Raw genomic sequence first — 19,752 nt, forward strand, 5'->3', positions numbered from 1 at the left:
TTATTAAAACATTTTTTTATGTATACACAAAAAGGGCTGAAAAAGATTCTTGATAGCTATAACGATAATATTGCGATTGAGGAAAATGGCCAGGTGATGACCTATGCTGAGTTACTTGAAAAATCTGAGAAAGTTTCGGCATTTTTAGTTAATAGCGGGTTCGGAGAAAAAGCAAGGGTTGGTATTTGTGCCGATAATGTTATGGATATGGTGATATGTATCCTTGGCACATTGCGGGCCCGGTGCATTTTCATCCCAGTTGATGCATCTCTGCCCGATAAGCGTTTTTCATTGATCATTAAAAAATCAGCGCCGGATGTAATTATCTCGTCCGGAGGTGCAAATATCGACCAAAAAATTGCCTCGATACAATTAATAAGACTTGTCAGCATTTTAAAATCTCCGGTTGAAAAATATCAGGACCGATATATAGATTACCAGGAAAATGATGATTTGTATATATATTTTACCTCGGGATCTACAGGCGAACCTAAAGGGATTGTAGGGAAAAATAGTAGTTTATGGCATTTTATTGAGTGGGAGATAAACACCTTTATGATTGAACCTGGAAAAAGATTCAGTCAGTTAATATCACCCTATTTTGACGCATTTTTAAGAGATATTTTTGTGCCGCTGATGAGCGGGGGCACCATTTGTGTTCCTCCCCGTGAAGAAGGTCTTTTCGTGCCGGAAAAGTTGATCTGGTGGATAGATAAGGAGGAAATAAACTTTATACATTGTGTACCCAGTGTATTTCGAATATTTAACAACAAAAATATATCACCCGAAAATTATCGTGCCTTGAACTACATATTGCTTTCAGGTGAAAGAATTGTCCCTTCTGAATTAACCAATTGGTATAACACATTTAATGCTCGTATTCAGTTAGTTAATCTTTACGGAGCTACAGAGGCAACGATGATCAGTTCCTATTACAACATCGAACCGCAAGATACTTTAAAGGCAAAAATACCCATAGGCAAACCTATCTCTGATGTTGAATTGGTTATACTGGATAAAAACCAAAGACCTTGTAAACAACTTATTGCCGGCGAACTTTTTATTGTTTCCAACTATTTATCAAACGGGTATCTTGATGATACTTTACTTATGGAAGAAAAGTTCATTAAGCTTTACGGAAAGAATGGAGAACAGTTGGCGTTTAAAACAGGAGATAGTGCGAGGATTCTGGCAGATGGTAATATTGATTTATTAGGCAGGGAAGATCGGTTAATAAAACTTAGAGGGATAAGAATTGAACTTGACGAAATAGAACGGATTTTGCGAAAATGTCAGTTGGTTGAAAATGCTGTAGTGATATATGATAAAAATTCGGATTGTTTAAGTGCTTTTGTAAAGTTTGTTATGGACTGTGTGCCGCCTGATGAATTTATCGGGCAAGTTGAAAAATATTTGGCTGATTACTTGCCTGCATACATGATCCCTTCCAAAATCAATGTCATCGATTCAATCCCGCTTCTTAATACAGGCAAGATCGATTACAACTTATTATTGAAGAGAAATGAAAACGTTTCAAATCTGGTAGCGCCTGCTAATGAAACAGAAAAAAAAGTTTTTGCTCTTTGGAAGGAGATATTAAACGCGGGCAAGATCTCAACAGATAAGAATTTTCAAGCAGCAGGCGGGAATTCCTTAAATATGATGAGACTCATGTCGAGGATATTTTTTGAATTTAATGTTAGAATAAGCCTCGCAGAACTTTTTACAAACCTCACCATTCAAAAGCAGGCGCTGTTAATCCAACTAAAACTTGGAGAGATAATTGAATCCGGCATAGAACAAAATACGGCTTCGGAAGAAAACATTTCTTTAAAGGAGGATATAGAGAAAGCACAGCATCGACCATACTATACATTACCCCCTTCACAGAAACGGTTGTATTTCTTAAATAAACTTGATAGCGAATCATTAGCTTATAATCTTCCCCTGGCGGTAGAGCTTGAAGGAGCCTTGGATAAAAATAAGGTAGAGGAAATATTCAGAAAGTTAATTTGCCGTCAAGAGAGCTTACGGACTTCATTTCTGCAAATTGATGAACAGCCCGTTCAGATCATACAGCAGGAGGTCCAGTTTTCTATGGAATATTATGAATACGTTGGGCCAGACGATATATTGAAAAAATTTGTTCGTTCGTTTGATCTTCAACAGGCACCGCTCATGAGGGCAGGTCTGGTTAAATTATCTGACCGATCTCATTTATTGATGATAGATGTTCATCATATTATTAGCGATGGCATGTCACAGGGGATTTTGATCAAAGATTTCCTGGCTTTGTATAACGATGAAAAGCTACCAGTGATGCACTTACAATATAAAGATTATTCTGAGTGGCAATTGGGAAAGGAGCAGCAACACCGGATGTCTGCTCATCGCGAATTTTGGGAAAAAGAATTCTCTGAAGGAACAAATGTGTTGGATTTACCCATGGATTATCCGAGGCCGACAGAGAAGAGTTATCAGGGAAACAATAAACCATTCAAACTTGACAGGGAAGAAACGGCCGCACTAAGGCTTTTGTGTGATGAATCCGGAGCCACACTATTTATGACCATATTGGCGATATTAAATGTGCTATTAAGCAGGTTAAGTACTCAAAAAGATATAACCATAGGTACACCGGTGGCAGGAAGATACAATGCAAACCTGGAAAGGATAATGGGTGTCTTTGTTAATATTTTGGCTATCCGCAATGAGGTGAAAGAAGACCTGGGTTTCGAAGATTTTTTATTAAATGTAAAAGAAAAGACATTGTCATGTTTTGAAAATCAATTGTATCCTTATGAAGAGTTGGTCAGTGTACTTCAACTTCCCCGGGACACCAGCCGCAATCCATTATTTGATGTAATGTTCACGTTACAAAATTTTGAGCAAAATGAACTTTCGATACCTGGCCTGAAACTTAAACCTCATTATTATGATCATAGTATCTCAAAATTTGACCTTTCATTAATTGCGATGGAATACGAAGGGGAGTTGCATCTGAATTTTGAATATTGCACTGCTTTGTTTAATTCCAAAACCATAGATAGCTTCATATCCTATTTCAAGCGGATTGTTGCTGCGGTTATAAAAGATGCTACTATAAAACTTTCCCAGGTGGATATTTTATCTTCAGATGAGCGGGATGAGTTATTGTATGGTTTGAATGATACTGAATCGGCTTATCCGTCATCTATGACGATAATGGAATTATTTGAAGATCAGGTGGAAAGAACACCTGGCAATATAGCAGTAAGGATCGGCCGGGATGTTCTTACCTATAAAGAACTGAAGGAGAAATCCGACAGGATTGCTTATTACCTTCAAAATTCAAAAGGGGTTAAAACGGGAGATCTGGTTGGATTACTTCTGGATCGGGAATCGGAATTATTGCCGAGTATATTTGGCATACTTAAGTCAGGAGCAGTTTATGTGCCGCTATCACCCGCTTATCCTTCGGCACGAATCAAGTCAATCATATCAGATTCAGGTTTAAAGGTTTTAATTAGCCGTGGCGAATATTTTGACAGATTATCAATTGAAATGGAAGCAGGGTTTTTAAACCTGGATTCTGAGTTGTCCATTATAAATGAAGAGGAATCGCCCAAGCTGAAAAATGGGGCAACTGGAAGTGACGTGGGCTATATAATTTATACCTCAGGTTCAACGGGTACCCCGAAAGGAGTGATGATCGAGCACCATTCGATTGTGAACCGTTTGCTTTGGATGCAAAAAGAGTACGAATTAACAGAGGATGATGTATTGTTACAAAAGACACCTTTGGTATTTGATGTATCGATATGGGAGTTGTTTTGGTGGTCATTTACAGGTGCAAGCGTTTGCCTGCTGGGTCCTGAAGAAGAGAAAGATGCAGAGAAGATCATATCATGCATAGAGGAAAACGGAGTTACGAGAGTGCATTTTGTACCGTCGATGTTAGGAGCGTTTATGGAAATGGAAGAACGGGAGAAAGTCCGGCGTTTGGGAACACTACAAACTGTTTTTGCAAGCGGGGAGGCGCTAAGCCCGGATCATGTAAACCGGTTCGGTAAAACAATGCATGGTATTTACGGTACGCGGCTGGTAAATTTATATGGGCCTACAGAAGCGACGGTGGACGTATCCTATCATGAGGTAGATTTCAGTCAAGCAAATGAAATCATACCGATAGGTAAACCGATAGATAATTTACGTCTTTACATAGTTGACGAACATATGCAACTGAAGCCGAAGGGCGTTGCAGGGGAATTGTGTATAGGTGGGGTTGGCCTTGCGCGGGGTTACTTAAATAATGCGGAACTTACGAATGCCAAATTTGTTAATGTTATTCATGCCAGCGCGGAGCGGGTGTATAAAACAGGCGACCTCGCCCGCTATCTTCCGGATGGAAGTATAGCGTTTTTAGGGCGGCTTGACGATCAGATCAAGATCAGGGGATATCGTATCGAACCCGGTGAGATCGAAACCCAAATTAGAACTCACAATGAAATTGAAACCGCTATTGTTCAATTGAAAGACATAAACGGAGAGCAATGCCTGGTTGCATACTATATATCAGCTACAGTATTAAAAAATTCTGATTTGAGGCATTATCTTTCTGCAAAGCTTCCGTACTATATGATACCGGCATATTTTGTACATATCAAATCCCTGCCACTCACAACAAATGGTAAGCTGGATCGCAAGGAGCTGCCTCCCGTAGTAAATAATTGGCAGGAAAGTGATCAAAAACCTTCAAATATAACTGAAGAACTGTTGGTAAATATTTGGTCTGAAGTATTGCAGATGGATAAAGAAACAATTGGTGTTGACAGGAACTTTTTTGAATTAGGAGGACATTCCCTAAAAGTTATACAAATTGTTGACCATATCAGGAAAGAATTTTCGGTCGCGCTAAAAATAGTTGACTTGTTTAGTAACCCAACCATTTTGCAGCAAGCCAAACTTATTGAAATGGAACAATGGCTCACAGAAGACAAAATAAACATTGTCAAAACAGAAAAAAACACGATCACTATTTGACTACTACCTACCCGTTCGTTCGATTCTGAGGCAGAACGGCTAAAAATCGATATAAATATTATGAAAGAGTTATTGTTAAAGCTAAAAGAAAGGGGTATTGCTATCGAAATTATTGATGATGAATTACGGCTCAGTAATATCCCGGATCGATTTAAAGAAACTGATTTGATACTGGAGCTGAAAAATCATAAAACGGAAATTATTCAATATATCAAAGCCAGAAAGCAGGAAAATGTAGGGATAGAAAGAATTTCCATGGCACCTCTGGCAGATTATTACCCTGCAAGCCCGCAACAGCGGAGGCTTTTCTTTTTGCATCAAATGTCGCCGCTATCTTTGTTTTATAACATGTCACAGGCTTATTTGATTAAAGGAAACCTTGAATTGACAAAATTAAAAAAGGCTTTTGAATTATTAATTGAAAGACATGAAATCCTGAGAACAAGTTTCAGTATTTCGGATAGAAAAGTTGTTCAAAAAATCTCTGCCGATACCTCATTTGATATAGAATATATTCAAGCTGGTAATGAAGAAGTAAATCACATCATATCAAAATTTATACGCCCGTTTGATTTAGCCCAAAAGTCGTTATTCAGGGTTGGATTAATTGAAATCCGAATAGATGAGCACATCTTAATTTTAGATATGCATCACCTGATTTCTGATGGCATATCCCAGCAAATCTTAATTAGGGAGTTTGTTAAATTATACAGTAATCATGCCCTTCCGGAATTAATTCTTCACTATAAAGATTATTCGGTTTGGATTGATATCCTTAATGAAAATAAAGCACATCTTTTAAAGAACTTTTGGAAAAACCAATTCGATAGTCTTCCGGATCCTTGCCATTTGCCTTTGGATTTTCCCAGAACTGAAGCAAAAAATTATGATGGCGGGATGTTAAATTTTTCTATAGATATTAATGTCACAAAGCAGCTGCATGCTTTGGCTTATCGTGCAAACACGTCCCTTTTTTCAGTGTTAATTTCTGCATTTGGCGTTTTACTTTCCAAATTAACAGGCCTGAAAGACATTGTGATAGGCACGCCGGTGACAGGGCGGACACATCCTGATCTGAACAGCACTTTGGGGCCATTTGTTAATACAATACCGGTAAGGATATATCCTGGATCTCAATTAACTTTTCATTCTTATTTGGAGCAGGTAAGTTCGGGAGTGGTGGCATGTCTTGACCACCAGGATTATCCGCTTGACCAGTTGATTGATGATTTAAATCTGGACAGGTCCCTGGCACATAATCCTTTATTCGATATTGTGTTTGTTTTGCAAAATATTGAAGACGTCGGTGCTGAATTTGAAAATTTGGAAGTACATAGCTACCCGTTAAATAATGGATCGTCCAAGTTCGATCTTTCGCTGTCAGCTACAGAGTATGCCAACCAAATTAATTTTAGTTTCGAGTATTCAAAGCAATTGTACAGAGCGTCTACCATTGAGCGCTTTAGCTTGTACCTGAAAAAAATACTTTCCGATATAGTACAAAATGAACACATCCTTTTGGCAGAGGTTGATATCCTTACTGATAACGAAAAGGACTTTCTGCTGAATGTTAATAATAATATTTGTAGTTATCCGAAAGATAAAACTATAGTTGATTTATTTGAAGCTCAGGTAAAAAGGTCGCCTGAAGCGGTGGCTCTGGTATTTGAAGATATTCAATTAACGTATAGCGAATTGAATCGTCGTTCGAACCAACTGGCAGGAATTCTGCAGGCAAAGGGTTGTACCGCCAATACAATAGTAGGACTTTTGACCGGGCGGAGCCACCAAACTATTATCGGAATACTGGGGATTTTAAAAGCTGGTGGCGCTTATTTACCTATTGATATAGAATATCCTGTAGAAAGAATACGGTTCCATCTGTCGGACAGTGGAGTTAGGCTTCTGGTTACAGATAGCAGTCAGGAAGAAGTCATTAGTGGATATCCATACGAATGCCTCTTTACTGATCAAATAGTCCCGGAAGCCGAAGACTACTCAAATCTGCAACTTGAAATCAGTCCCAATGATCTGTGTTATATTATCTATACATCAGGTACAACAGGTAAGCCTAAAGGCGTGATGATTAATCACAAAAATGTTGTCAGATTACTGTTTAACGAGCATTTTCAATTTGATTTTAGTTCGGAAGATGTTTGGACAATGTTTCATAGTCATACTTTTGATTTCAGCGTATGGGAAATGTATGGCGCATTGTTATACGGCGGTAAACTGGTTGTTATAAAAAAAGAAGTGGCATTGGATCCGGCAAAATATTTGGAAATTCTCAATGCACTGAAGGTAACTGTTTTGAACCAAACCCCAACCGCTTTTGGAAATTTAATCCAGGAAGATACCGGGTATAATCAGTCACTATCATCATTACGCTACGTGATATTTGGCGGGGAGGCTCTTAAGCCATTTATGTTGAGAAAATGGCATCAAAACCACTCAAATGTTAAATTAATTAACATGTTTGGAATAACAGAAACAACGGTTCATGTTACTTATAAGGAGATCGGTGAATATGAAATTGAAAGAAATTTGTCAAATGTAGGCAAACCGATGCCTACTGTTTCAATGTACTTATTTACCGAAAACATGCAGTTAGCCCCTACGGGGGTTGTATCGGAACTTTATGTTGGAGGTGATGGGGTAGCAAGCGGTTATTTACATAATGAGGAGCTTTCAGCTCAGCGTTTTTTGAATAATCCTTATCGCCCCGGTGAACGCTTGTATCGTACCGGCGATCTCGGAAGGTTGCTCGACAACGGAGAAGTGGAGTATTTGGGTCGGGCTGACCGGCAGCTGCAACTCAGAGGATTTAGAATTGAGCCTGGAGAAATAGAGTTTCATCTCAGTAATTACCCGCATATTGATAATGCGTTGGTGGTTTTAAAAAGGAGGGGGGACGGAACATCGTATTTATGTGCCTATTGTATAACTAAGCACTCTATTTCAGCAGGTGATTTAAAGGAACATTTACAAGAAAAGATTCCTTTATATATGATACCATCCTACTTTATACCCATCAGTCATTTACCACAGACACAAAATGGGAAGGTAGACATAGCCCAACTACCTGAACCCCGAGCTTTTACAGAGCCTGTCTATGTTGCCCCGGAAACATCGGTGGAAAAGAGGTTGGCTAATATTTGGACTGACGAATTATCTGTGGGCAGGGTAGGAAAGACGGATAATTTTTTTGCTATTGGCGGAGATTCAATAATGGCTATCGGGATTGCCCATAAAATCAATGCTGAATTTAACTGCAATATAAGTATAGCTGATTTGTACAGGAATCAAACTATTGCGGCGCTGGCAACATTGGTTCAGGCGGGGCCGAATCAGGACGTTGATGAAAATTATAATATTGCTATCAAGGAGTTATCCGCATTTCAGGAAAACTATAAAAAGTTGGAAGGCTGGGACGAGTCATATGAGGATGTGTTTCCAATGAATGGTGTTGAAAAGGGCATGGTGTTCTATTCATTGAAACAACCCTCTGAAAAGCAAAGCATACACGAAGTGTTTTATCACGAACAGAATACTTACCGGATAGCAAACCGTTCCTTTGATTTTAATACTTTCAAAAAAGCTGTAAAAAAACTAACTGAGAAACACGCTGAACTCAGAAAAATCTATGACCTGAAAAACTTTGCGCACATCATAAAAAAAGAAGTCGAGCCGGAAGTTTATTTTATAGATGTCTCCGATTTAGAACCGGATGCACAAGAAGTTTTTGTGCTTGAAAAAATCAGAAACGAAAAACTAAAAGCAACCGCTCTTGATCATGCTGTGCTATGGCGAATGAATGTGTTGAAAATTGCTGAAAGTTCTTATCTCATCGTATTTGACATGCACCATTCTTTATTCGATGGCTGGAGTCTGCAATCTTTTATGACCGAGTTAAGCAATACTTATAAGGCTTTGTTAACCGACCCGCTTTTCGAGGTTGAAATGTTGAGGTGCAGCTACAAAGATCAAATTGTTAATGAGCTGGCGGAAATAAAAAAAACCGAAAATGTTTCGTTTTGGCGTGATGAAATGGCTGGAGCAAACCGGCTTAACTTTAGTCAAAGGCAAAAAGAAAACACGTTCACGAACAGTAGGTTCGCACTTGGAGAGGAACTGAGGTATGATCTTGAGCGTGTTGCAAAAAAATACAATACAAGTTTAAAGCACCTTTGTTTTAGTGCTTATATATATACAATGAAAGTATATACATCTGAAACTGACATCGTAGTGGGTATCACAACAAATAACAGGCCTGTGGTTCCTGACGGTGATAAGCTACTTGGTTGTTATTTAAATTCAGTGCCATTTAGGATTACTGTTACACAAAATCAGACTGTAGGTGATTATATTAAGTTAATTGAAAGCAAGTTACAAACCCTCAAAAAATATGAAAGGGTGCCATTTCAGGAAATTGTTCAGATAGCCGGATTACGGTCCCAAATGGGAAATCCATTTTTTGATACCTTTTTTAATTATACCAATTTCAGGGTACTGAAAGAAATGGAAATTTTAGATGATGCCGAGGAGTTTAACGCTCCTTATCAGGATAAATTAGATGAAATGTCTTTTATGAACCTGAACACTTTTTGTGAATTCCATGTTCTACCCGAACCATTTTCACTATATATTACATATGCTTCAGCCTATTTTAGTGAACCGCTTATCGAAAAATTATCCGAAATATTTCGTAATACGCTTCGTCACTTTGTAGAAAATGAACAGCTGCTTTTAAGCCAGGTGGATATTTTATCTTCAGATGAGCGGGATGAGTTATTGTATGGTTTGAATGATACTGAATCGGCTTATCCGTCATCTATGACGATAATGGAATTATTTGAAGATCAGGTGGAAAGAACACCTGGCAATATAGCAGTAAGGATCGGCCGGGATGTTCTTACCTATAAAGAACTGAAGGAGAAATCCGACAGGATTGCTTATTACCTTCAAAATTCAAAAGGGGTTAAAACGGGAGATCTGGTTGGATTACTTCTGGATCGGGAATCGGAATTATTGCCGAGTATATTTGGCATACTTAAGTCAGGAGCAGTTTATGTGCCGCTATCACCCGCTTATCCTTCGGCACGAATCAAGTCAATCATATCAGATTCAGGTTTAAAGGTTTTAATTAGCCGTGGCGAATATTTTGACAGATTATCAATTGAAATGGAAGCAGGGTTTTTAAACCTGGATTCTGAGTTGTCCATTATAAATGAAGAGGAATCGCCCAAGCTGAAAAATGGGGCAACTGGAAGTGACGTGGGCTATATAATTTATACCTCAGGTTCAACGGGTACCCCGAAAGGAGTGATGATCGAGCACCATTCGATTGTGAACCGTTTGCTTTGGATGCAAAAAGAGTACGAATTAACAGAGGATGATGTATTGTTACAAAAGACACCTTTGGTATTTGATGTATCGATATGGGAGTTGTTTTGGTGGTCATTTACAGGTGCAAGCGTTTGCCTGCTGGGTCCTGAAGAAGAGAAAGATGCAGAGAAGATCATATCATGCATAGAGGAAAACGGAGTTACGAGAGTGCATTTTGTACCGTCGATGTTAGGAGCGTTTATGGAAATGGAAGAACGGGAGAAAGTCCGGCGTTTGGGAACACTACAAACTGTTTTTGCAAGCGGGGAGGCGCTAAGCCCGGATCATGTAAACCGGTTCGGTAAAATAATGCATGGTATTTACGGTACGCGGCTGGTAAATTTATATGGGCCTACAGAAGCGACGGTGGACGTATCCTATCATGAGGTAGATTTCAGTCAAGCAAATGAAATCATACCGATAGGTAAACCGATAGATAATTTACGTCTTTACATAGTTGACGAACATATGCAACTGAAGCCGAAGGGCGTTGCAGGGGAATTGTGTATAGGTGGGGTTGGCCTTGCGCGGGGTTACTTAAATAATGCGGAACTTACGAATGCCAAATTTGTTAATGTTATTCATGCCGGCGCGGAGCGGGTGTATAAAACAGGCGACCTCGCCCGCTATCTTCCGGATGGAAGTATAGCGTTTTTAGGGCGGCTTGACGATCAGATCAAGATCAGGGGATATCGTATCGAACCCGGTGAGATCGAAACCCAAATTATGTTATATGATAATGTTAAACAGGTTTTAGTAACGAGTTTTGGTAGTGCTGACGTCAAGAAAATAGTTGCTTTTTTAGTTTCCAAAGAAAATACCGCTCTAAACACATTTGAACTTAAGAAATTTTTAAAGGCGCAACTGCCTGATTATATGATTCCTACGCTAATTCGAAAAGTTGACAAATTTCCATTAACCAATAACGGAAAGGTTAATATAAAATCAATGCTGTTATCAATTGATAAATTCTCGTCAGAAAAAACAGATTTTATACAGCCAACAACAGAGATCGAAGTTGATATGGCAAATATGTGGAGCGAACTTTTGATGGTTAATAAAATAAGCGTTAATGATAATTTTTTTGACATAGGTGGACATTCCATAATCCTGATGAGGTTAAATGCAATGGTAAATGACAAATACAATGTTCAGCTCCCTTTTAATCTATATTTCAATAATACACTTGAGCAGATCGCTCAGGAGGTAAAAGAAACGCTCAATAAAAGGGAAGTGGCCGAGCATTTATAACCTATGGTGAAGCGGTATAGTAGCGTCAGGAACCGCGGGCCGAAACTATCCAAATTACCGGTTAAACGTTTAAAAACTTTAAAATATGTTTTGTCAGTTTATACCTTTTCAAGAAGGGGATTTATATAGCGTTTATCATGAACCAGAAATAATGGATCACGATGACATCGGAATTGTATTATGTTATCCGTACGGTCAGGAATATATAAGGTGTCACAGGTTGTATGTTAACCTGGCTAACAAGTTGGCCCGGCGTGGTTTCCACGTTTTGCGGTTTGATTATTATGGTACAGGCGATTCGTCTGGTGACTTTACTTTAGTTACAGTACCGGAAAGCTTGAACAATATCAAAATTGTGATCGACCAGTTTAAAGAATCTTGCGGCGTTAGCCGTATTGTTTTATTTGGGGTAAGGTTTGGAGCTTCACTCGCAATTATGTATTCTAAGATTTATAGCATTGACGCCCTGGTTTTGTGGAATCCGGTATTAGATGGTAGCGCATATTTAAAAGAAATTGATCATAGCTATAAAAGATGGCTGAATGGTTCCTTTACGAAAGAAAAAAACAAAAGCGGTTCGTTCATGGAGAATTTTGGATTTCAATTTTCAGATATCCTGGTGAAAGAAATTAGCGGGGTGTGTATTGAAAAAGGTAAACTAAGTGAAAATATACCATCGCTGATTTTTGATGTGGAAGATTGGCAACCAGATGACAATAAAGGATTATTATATGAGAAGTCGGTAAATACGGAATACTGGATAAAACGGGAAGATGTGCTTGATAAAGCAATAGTACCGGTACACGAAACCGAAAAAACAATTGAATGGCTGGATAAATTAGTTTTTTAATGATACACGAGGAAATTGTAAATTTTGGCAAAGGTGGAGCCATGTGCGGCATATTTACCCCGGCACCCCAAAAGGTTTCTAATAACAGTCTTTGTATTATTTTCCTTAATGCTGGATTAATTCATAAGATCGGCCCCAACAGGATATATAAAAAGCTCTCTGAAAGTTATGCTAAAAACGGCTTTCCTTCATTCCGGCTGGACTTCGCCGGGCTCGGAGACAGCGGATCTTCAAATGACAAGATAAGTAACGGTTATGAGCAGATTAACGAATTAAAAATCGCCATGAACTGGTTGCGTGAGAATAAAGGTATAGATAGGTTTTTGCTATCGGGAATATGTTCCGGCGCTAAAATAGCCTGGGACGTGTCGCTGGAAGACCCGAGAGTTATTGGACTATGTTTGATAGACGGGGTATATGCTGATGACCAGGTTTTGAAAGCGGTTGAGGGTAAAGCCAATCAGCGCTTAAGAATCCGGTATTACAAAAAAAATATATTTAACCAGGGGCGCTGGTTAAAACTGTTATCGGGGAGAAGTAAATTTCTTAGTTTTAAGAATATAGTGTATGCCGGAAAGCTCATTTTATTATCCACAAAAAAGAAGATAAAACAGTTACGCCGGAAAACAGCAAGAAAAGAAGGCAACTCCACTGTAATTAGCCGGGAGAACACCCTTTTACCCTGGAAAACTTTGTTTGAAAGGGGCGTGAAAATCCAGATGATTTTTTGTGAGGGAGGTATAGCTGTAGATATTTATAACTTAACCCTTGCCACACCCTTAATTGATTATCAAAAGCGTAGGGCAATACAAACTATTGTTGTAAACGATGTAGACCATACCTTCACACCTATATGGTCCCAAAATCATCTCGCTGATTTAACTACGTCTTGGTTGAAGTCGGCTTTTGAGGAGCAATACATTAATAAAACCCATGGAGACCTGGATTTAATGGAAACGCAGCGTTAAAGATATTATCCGATATTGAATACGGCGCTTAACGTAGCGATGCCTAATTATCTGCCATTTTTCCATAACAGGATAGCTATTATCCAAACGATGCATATTCATTGTTGCACCGAAACTGTTTTTCAGGAATTGTTTGAAACGTATACTATTTAATGTAAAGGTGTGTACCCTTTTTTAATTGCAGTTTTAAACTGAATTACCAGATATAGTCAGAAGTGAGTTAAAAAAAGCAGTCGCTGTATCCGCTTTCCCGTTACACGGCAAATTGTTAATCAGCTGTGACGATGTTGTCAAAGCCAGGATTGCTAAGCCGGGGCCATCCCGCATTCGATTTACTAAACCTTAGGTTATAATCCTTAAATACTACTACCGATGAGAAAAATCACATTCAGGATATGCTTGATCATAATAATTGTTTTACACTGTGAATATTCATTTTCTAATCCTGATAAAAGAGCGTTTCCGGTAAATTGGAACAAAGATTTTGACAAAGAAATTACGGAAAGTTTTGGGGCCGGAAAAATTCCCGGCATGTCGATAGTGATAGTTTACGGAGATAAAATGCTCTTCAAAAGTTACGGATATGCCAACATTGAAAAAAAAATCCCCGTAAACCCTAACACCCTGTTCCAGATTGGATCATGCAGTAAAGCTTTTACTGCGTTGGCCGTAATGAAACTTGCGAAAGATGGTCTGATAAGCCTGGACGATAATGTATCTAAATACATTCCTTGGTTTAAAGTGTACTACAAAAATAACAAGGTAGAAATCACAATCAGGCAACTCCTGCATCAAAGCAGTGGTATCCCCTGGAATACGATCGCAAAAATCCCTGAATCGAATGTTCAGAACGCTCTCGACAAAACTGTCAAAACAATCGTAGGAATTCAACTACACAGGTTGCCAGGACAACAATTTGAGTACGCTACAATTAATTATGACATTCTGGCTCTGGCTGTTGAAAAAATCACCAGGCAGTCATTTGAAAATTATTTGCAGCAGCAAATTCTCGCACCTATGCAACTTGACCACACATCTCTCGGAGTTCCAAAGGGTGGAGATACGATGTCGGAAGGTTATAAAATCGGTTTCCTTAAACCAAGAAGGTACGATGCCCCGGTGTATCGGGGAAATAATCCGGCAGGTTATGTGATAACAAATGCACTGGATATGGCAAAATGGCTTAGGTTCCAAATGGGGAGTGATCATATTTCACTGGCAGATGTCATTGAACAAACCCATCAGCGTGATGAGACAGTGCCCCCACTCCAGAATTATTCTTATGCTTCCGGCTGGTATAAATCATTAAATGGAGATAATTTATTATTTCACAGCGGGCATAACCCCAATTTTACTGCATTTGTAGGCTTTGATCCGTCACGAAAGTATGGCGTCGCTGTGCTGGCAAACTCAAACAGCGCTTACACTGAAATTATAGGGAATAATATTTTAAATATGCTTGCATCTAAAGCTGTAAGCAAAGAGCAAAATGGGAACGATAATAACGACGGGATGTTTTCAATAGCTACTTTGATTCTTGGTGCTTACATCCTGGTTGTTCTTGCTTTTATGGCATATGTCATAGCAGGCATAATTAAAGGAGGCAGGATTAGTGAGCAAATGAATTTAGATAAGGTGAAAGAGCCCATATTAATAATTGTTTTGCTTATTCCCTTTTTATATGGCGTTTACAAGCTTCCGAATGCGATAGCAGGGTTTAATTGGAGTGCTACCAGAGTATGGATGCCCCAAAGCTTTTTTGTAATGATCGTACTGTTACTGGCGGCAATATTAGTTAGCTACATTGCCTATTTCCTAACTTTATATTTTCCGGATCAAAACAAGTACCGAGGTGCGTTTCCTAAACTGCTGTTGATAAGCGCGATATCCGGAATTGCCAATATGGTTCTGATCTTGCTTATAACATCTGCATTAAAAACAGATATCGAGGTAAAGTTTATTCTTTTTTATTTTGGACTTGTTCTGTCAATATACCTGGCCGGACGAAGGTTTGTTCAGGTTAAACTCATAAAAATAACAAGAGATCTGATTTACGATCTAAGAATTAAACTGATTGACCGGATTTTCAACACCTCTTATCAAAAATTTGAGAAAATTGACAGCGGAAGGATTTATACAGCTTTCAATGATGACGTGGGCACTATAGGCGAATCGACAAATATGTTCATCATGTTGGTAACCAACCTGTTTACGGCAATTGCGGCAATGTTGTATTTAGCTTCTATTGCTTTTTGGGCAACTGTGCTTATAATATTGCTCATAATTGTGATGTCGTCAATTTATTATTTTGTTGGCCGCAGTACCCATCGTTATTTTGAGGAAGCCAGAGATAGCCGTACCGTTTTTATGCGCCTGCTGAATGGCATGATTGATGGCTACAAAGAGATAAGTATGCATTTGACCAAAAAGATTTTATATAAAAACGATGTGTCTGAAAGTGCAAACGAATACAGGTTAAAGATGTCTACCGCATCAATTCTTTATGTAAATGCTTCATTGGTTGGGGAAATTGTTCTTGTTTCAATACTTGGAACGGTGGCATTCGGTTTCCCGATCTTATTTCCAGGTATTCCGATCTATGCAATTTCAATGTTTATTGTTGTGTTGTTATACTTGATAGGCCCTGTCAATGCAATTTTGCAATCCGTGCCGGTAGCAATGCGACTTAATATAGCTTGGAAAAGGGTGCAACAATTTATTAAAGAAATTCCGGCAAATTATGAGATGGATTATAAGATGGTTCACTCCAGGGGTAAACTTGTTTACAGCCTCAGAACAGAAAATCTTAGATTCACGTATGAAGACGAACATCAATTTGATGTTGGACCTGTTAATCTGGAAGTGAATAGCGGCGAAATCCTTTTTATAATAGGAGGAAACGGAAGCGGCAAGACAACGCTTGCTAAATTGCTGACAGGTTTGTATGAACCTACCGAGGGAAAAATATATGTAAATGGTAAAGAAGAGCCTTTTTCACAGCTCGGGGAGCATTTCTCGATTGTTTTTAACCCGCTTTATCTTTTTGAAAAGCTTTATGATATTGAAATAAACGAAAAAAAGGATGAAATAAAAAGATATCTGAATTTATTGGATATGCAGGATAAAGTTCAGATTCTGGAAGATGGGACATTTAGTACAACTAGTTTATCGGGGGGCCAGAGAAAAAGGCTGGCCTTACTTTTATGCTATCTTGAAGATTCACCGATTTATTTATTTGACGAATGGGCCGCCGACCAGGATCCAGAATATCGTAGATTTTTCTACAAGACGCTACTCCCTGAGATGAGAAAAATGGGCAAAATGGTAATTGCCATCACTCATGATGACCATTATTTCGATGTAGCAGACAAGGTTGTAAAAATGAACCGTGGAAAATTGGAGGAATATTCAGCCAATCAGCATACCGGGCTTGGATACTAATCTGGAATAACTGATATACCGGTTAACAGCTTGCCGATAAATTATATAACTTTTAATTTGCTTTTTTATGGTATATAAAAAGCCTAAAACAATAGGTATTGTTGGTGGAATGGGCCCCCAGGCGGGCATTGCCCTTTATGAAAACATAGTGAACAATACACGGGCAACTACAGATCAGCAGCATCTTTCTGTTGTTTTAATGGCTTTTCCCGGTGATATCGACGACAGAACTTTGTTTCTGGAAGGAAAAGCGCTTGCTAATCCCGCTTACGAAATTGTAAAAATTATTGAAAAATTATCGGCCTCAGGTGCTGAGGTGATCGGCGTGGCCTGCAACACCTCTCATTCGCCTGCTATTTTTGATATTATAACATCAGAGGTTAATAAGCTTAAAAGCAAGGCGATTTTGTTAAATATGCCTTATGAAGTGTGTAATTATATTTCTGCACATCACCCTGGGATTTCGAAGGTCGGATTGATGACAACAAATGGCTTGTACAAATCCGGTTTATACAAAATCTTGTTACAACAACGCGGATATGAGGTGGTAATCCCTGATTTTACGTTTCAGGATCGGATTATTCACAGAATGATTTATGATCCCGATATAGGTATTAAGGCAAATAAAAACACCATAACTCAAAAAGTAAAGTCATTTTGTGATGAAGCCTTATCCTTTTTTAAGGAAAATAACGCAGATGCAGTTATACTTGGGTGTACAGAATTATCTCTGGTACTCAAGATGAATGAGGTACATGGAATGCAGATTATTGATTCGACTAAATGTTTAGCCAAAGCTTTAATTAGAGAGGCGATGGCAATTGATACAGGCAATATCAGGCAGCAAGGATTGTCTGACGTAAATATGCCTAATGGTATGGCAATGCTGTAAAAGAACATTTACAAATTCAGCAGTCAAAGTAATCTTTGGTTTTTATTCAAGTAAACTTAAATCTCGTGTCAACTATAAAATTATTTTGTTTTCCGTATGCAGGAGGATCTGCAACAATATACAGCAAATGGGCTTCCTTTCTCAGTATGAACAAAGGTATTGAATTAATCCCGGTGGAACTGTCGGGTAGGGGAAAACGCATAGAAGAGCCTCTGTATAAAAATCTGCAGGATGCCGTCGAAGATTTGCTTATGAAAATTGAACCCGAAATTACTGATACACCCTATGCTTTTTTTGGACATAGTTTGGGCGGATTATTAGCCTATGAGCTGGCCCTGAAAATAAAACACCTCGGCGTCAGACAGCCGCTTCACATATTTTTTTCAGGCAGAGCTGCCCCGGATGTTAAAAGCGAAACAAAGAAAAAGTATCATTTGATGGATGAGGAAGAATTTAAGAATGAGGTTATAGCCCTGGGCGGAACATCAAAGGAGTTTTTTAATCATCCGGAATTATTGGCGCTTTTCATGCCAATGCTTAGGAATGATTTTAAGTTAGCAGAAACTGATTTTCATGAACGGGAAACAGATCCTTTTGATTATGACATTACGATCCTTTCGGGGAAGGATGATCATAAAGTTTCTGCGGTACAGATCGACGCATGGAAGGGGCACACAAATACCCATTGCGATATTCATTATTTCGAGGGAGGACATTTCTTTCTTCATGACCAAGTTGCCGGGATTACAAAATTGATACTTGACACAATGAAAAGAACAAGTTTAAAGGATATAAACCTTTATAGCAGACAATAAAACCATCTAAAATAATTATAGCAGATTAAAAGGATACATGATGCCCCCTTCGTAGATATACAGGAGAAAGGAACATATAATTAGTTCTTAAAATAACAACAGGCTTGTTTTGACTTTGTCAATTCATAAGAAAACATTCCTAAAAACACTTTAAATAATCAGTTAATAGTAAATAACCATTATAATGAACTACAAAAGGAGAGACTTAATCTCATTAACACAAATTCGTGACGAAGAACTTTCCCAGATTATTGAACTCGGGGTGGCTTATGCAAAGGGGGAGGTAAATGAAAAATTACCTTTGCAGGGTCTGGTCATTGGGATATATTTTCTTAAAACTTCAACCCGAACCAGAACTTCATTTTCTTCTGCAGCCTTACGTTTGGGAGCCCAGATAATATCGTATGGCCCGAATGATTTGCAGCAAAATACCGGAGAAACGGTACAGGATACCGCAAGAATTCTTTCATTAATGTTAGACGGTTTAGTGGCAAGAACTGCGGGCAGCCGGGAAGATATGGAAACATTGGCCTCGCAAGACAATATGGCGGTCATAAACGCAATGACAGAGGACGAACATCCTACTCAAGCTTTGGCCGATCTTACTACGATGATACAGCATTTTGGCCGCATTTCGGGGTTGCGCGTGTTATATCTGGGCGAAGGGAACAATACCGCCGCCGCTCTCGCTTTGTCACTATCCCGCTTTTCGGGTACACAGCTTTATTTCTGTACGCCTCCGGGGTATGGTTTGCCTCAGGAAACTATGTTATTGGCGCAGCAATACGCAAAACAACACGGCTCTATTGTCATTGAACAGCATAGCATGGTAGATTTACCGCCTGAGTTTGATATTGTTTACACTACCCGATGGGAAACGACGGGTACAATTAAAAAAGACCCGGACTGGAAGGAGATTTTCAGGCCATTTAAGGTTTCAAAGGTGTTAATGGATAAATATCCGGATGCTGTATTTATGCATGATCTCCCTGCACATAGAGAGGAAGAAGTTGAAACATCTGTTATTGATGGACCTCAAAGCATCGTTTTTAAACAGGCAGAAAATAAATTCCACGGTGCCTGTGCAGTATTGCATTGGTGTTTAAAGCCGACCGGTAATTTTTAGAT

Annotated in this window: 8 protein-coding genes; all 8 read left to right on the forward strand. The window is 38.8% G+C overall.

Features of this window, described 5'->3' with window-relative positions:
• Positions 1 to 18: 18 nt before the first annotated feature.
• The 8 genes from MusilaSJ_RS01730 to MusilaSJ_RS01765 all read left to right on the forward strand — a co-directional run bounded on the left by MusilaSJ_RS01730 (position 19) and on the right by MusilaSJ_RS01765 (position 19,750).
• Positions 19 to 5,022 (forward strand): non-ribosomal peptide synthetase, encoded by a 5,004-nt coding sequence (locus tag MusilaSJ_RS01730; RefSeq protein WP_274988353.1) that lies wholly within the window; start codon positions 19 to 21, stop codon positions 5,020 to 5,022.
• A gap of 60 nt (positions 5,023 to 5,082) precedes the next feature.
• On the forward strand, positions 5,083 to 11,658 hold the full coding sequence (locus MusilaSJ_RS01735; protein WP_274988354.1) for a non-ribosomal peptide synthetase: 6,576 nt from the start codon (positions 5,083 to 5,085) through the stop codon (positions 11,656 to 11,658).
• 85 nt (positions 11,659 to 11,743) lie between these two features.
• Positions 11,744 to 12,508, forward strand: a complete 765-nt coding sequence (locus tag MusilaSJ_RS01740; RefSeq protein ID WP_274988355.1) for a serine aminopeptidase domain-containing protein — start codon at positions 11,744 to 11,746, stop codon at positions 12,506 to 12,508.
• On the forward strand, positions 12,508 to 13,476 hold the full coding sequence (locus MusilaSJ_RS01745) for an alpha/beta hydrolase family protein (RefSeq protein WP_274988356.1): 969 nt from the start codon (positions 12,508 to 12,510) through the stop codon (positions 13,474 to 13,476). The genes MusilaSJ_RS01740 and MusilaSJ_RS01745 overlap by 1 nt, the downstream gene beginning before the upstream one ends.
• Positions 13,477 to 13,848: 372 nt before the next feature.
• On the forward strand, positions 13,849 to 16,917 hold the full coding sequence (locus MusilaSJ_RS01750) for a cyclic peptide export ABC transporter (RefSeq protein ID WP_274988357.1): 3,069 nt from the start codon (positions 13,849 to 13,851) through the stop codon (positions 16,915 to 16,917).
• Between the two features lie 67 nt (positions 16,918 to 16,984).
• The gene (locus MusilaSJ_RS01755) at positions 16,985 to 17,809 is read left to right on the forward strand and encodes an aspartate/glutamate racemase family protein (protein ID WP_274988358.1); all 825 of its coding nucleotides are present in this window, start codon (positions 16,985 to 16,987) and stop codon (positions 17,807 to 17,809) included.
• 65 nt (positions 17,810 to 17,874) lie between these two features.
• Positions 17,875 to 18,624: a thioesterase II family protein gene (locus tag MusilaSJ_RS01760; RefSeq protein ID WP_274988359.1), complete on the forward strand. Its 750-nt coding sequence runs from the start codon at positions 17,875 to 17,877 to the stop codon at positions 18,622 to 18,624.
• Positions 18,625 to 18,808: 184 nt separating this feature from the next.
• Positions 18,809 to 19,750, forward strand: a complete 942-nt coding sequence (locus tag MusilaSJ_RS01765) for an ornithine carbamoyltransferase (protein WP_274988360.1) — start codon at positions 18,809 to 18,811, stop codon at positions 19,748 to 19,750.
• The last annotated feature ends 2 nt before the right edge of the window (positions 19,751 to 19,752 follow it).

The sequence above is a fragment of the Mucilaginibacter sp. SJ genome, assembly GCF_028993635.1.
Classification (GTDB): Bacteria; Bacteroidota; Bacteroidia; order Sphingobacteriales; family Sphingobacteriaceae; genus Mucilaginibacter.

Excerpts from the sequence above, each read along its gene's own strand:
- MusilaSJ_RS01730 (WP_274988353.1), top strand. The coding sequence starts at position 19 with ATGTATACACAAAAAGGGCTGAAAAAGATTCTTGATAGCTATAACGAT.
- MusilaSJ_RS01740 (WP_274988355.1), top strand. The coding sequence starts at position 11,744 with ATGTTTTGTCAGTTTATACCTTTTCAAGAAGGGGATTTATATAGCGTT.
- MusilaSJ_RS01735 (WP_274988354.1), top strand. The coding sequence starts at position 5,083 with ATGAAAGAGTTATTGTTAAAGCTAAAAGAAAGGGGTATTGCTATCGAA.
- MusilaSJ_RS01755 (WP_274988358.1), top strand. The coding sequence starts at position 16,985 with ATGGTATATAAAAAGCCTAAAACAATAGGTATTGTTGGTGGAATGGGC.
- MusilaSJ_RS01750 (WP_274988357.1), top strand. The coding sequence starts at position 13,849 with ATGAGAAAAATCACATTCAGGATATGCTTGATCATAATAATTGTTTTA.
- MusilaSJ_RS01765 (WP_274988360.1), top strand. The coding sequence starts at position 18,809 with ATGAACTACAAAAGGAGAGACTTAATCTCATTAACACAAATTCGTGAC.
- MusilaSJ_RS01745 (WP_274988356.1), top strand. The coding sequence starts at position 12,508 with ATGATACACGAGGAAATTGTAAATTTTGGCAAAGGTGGAGCCATGTGC.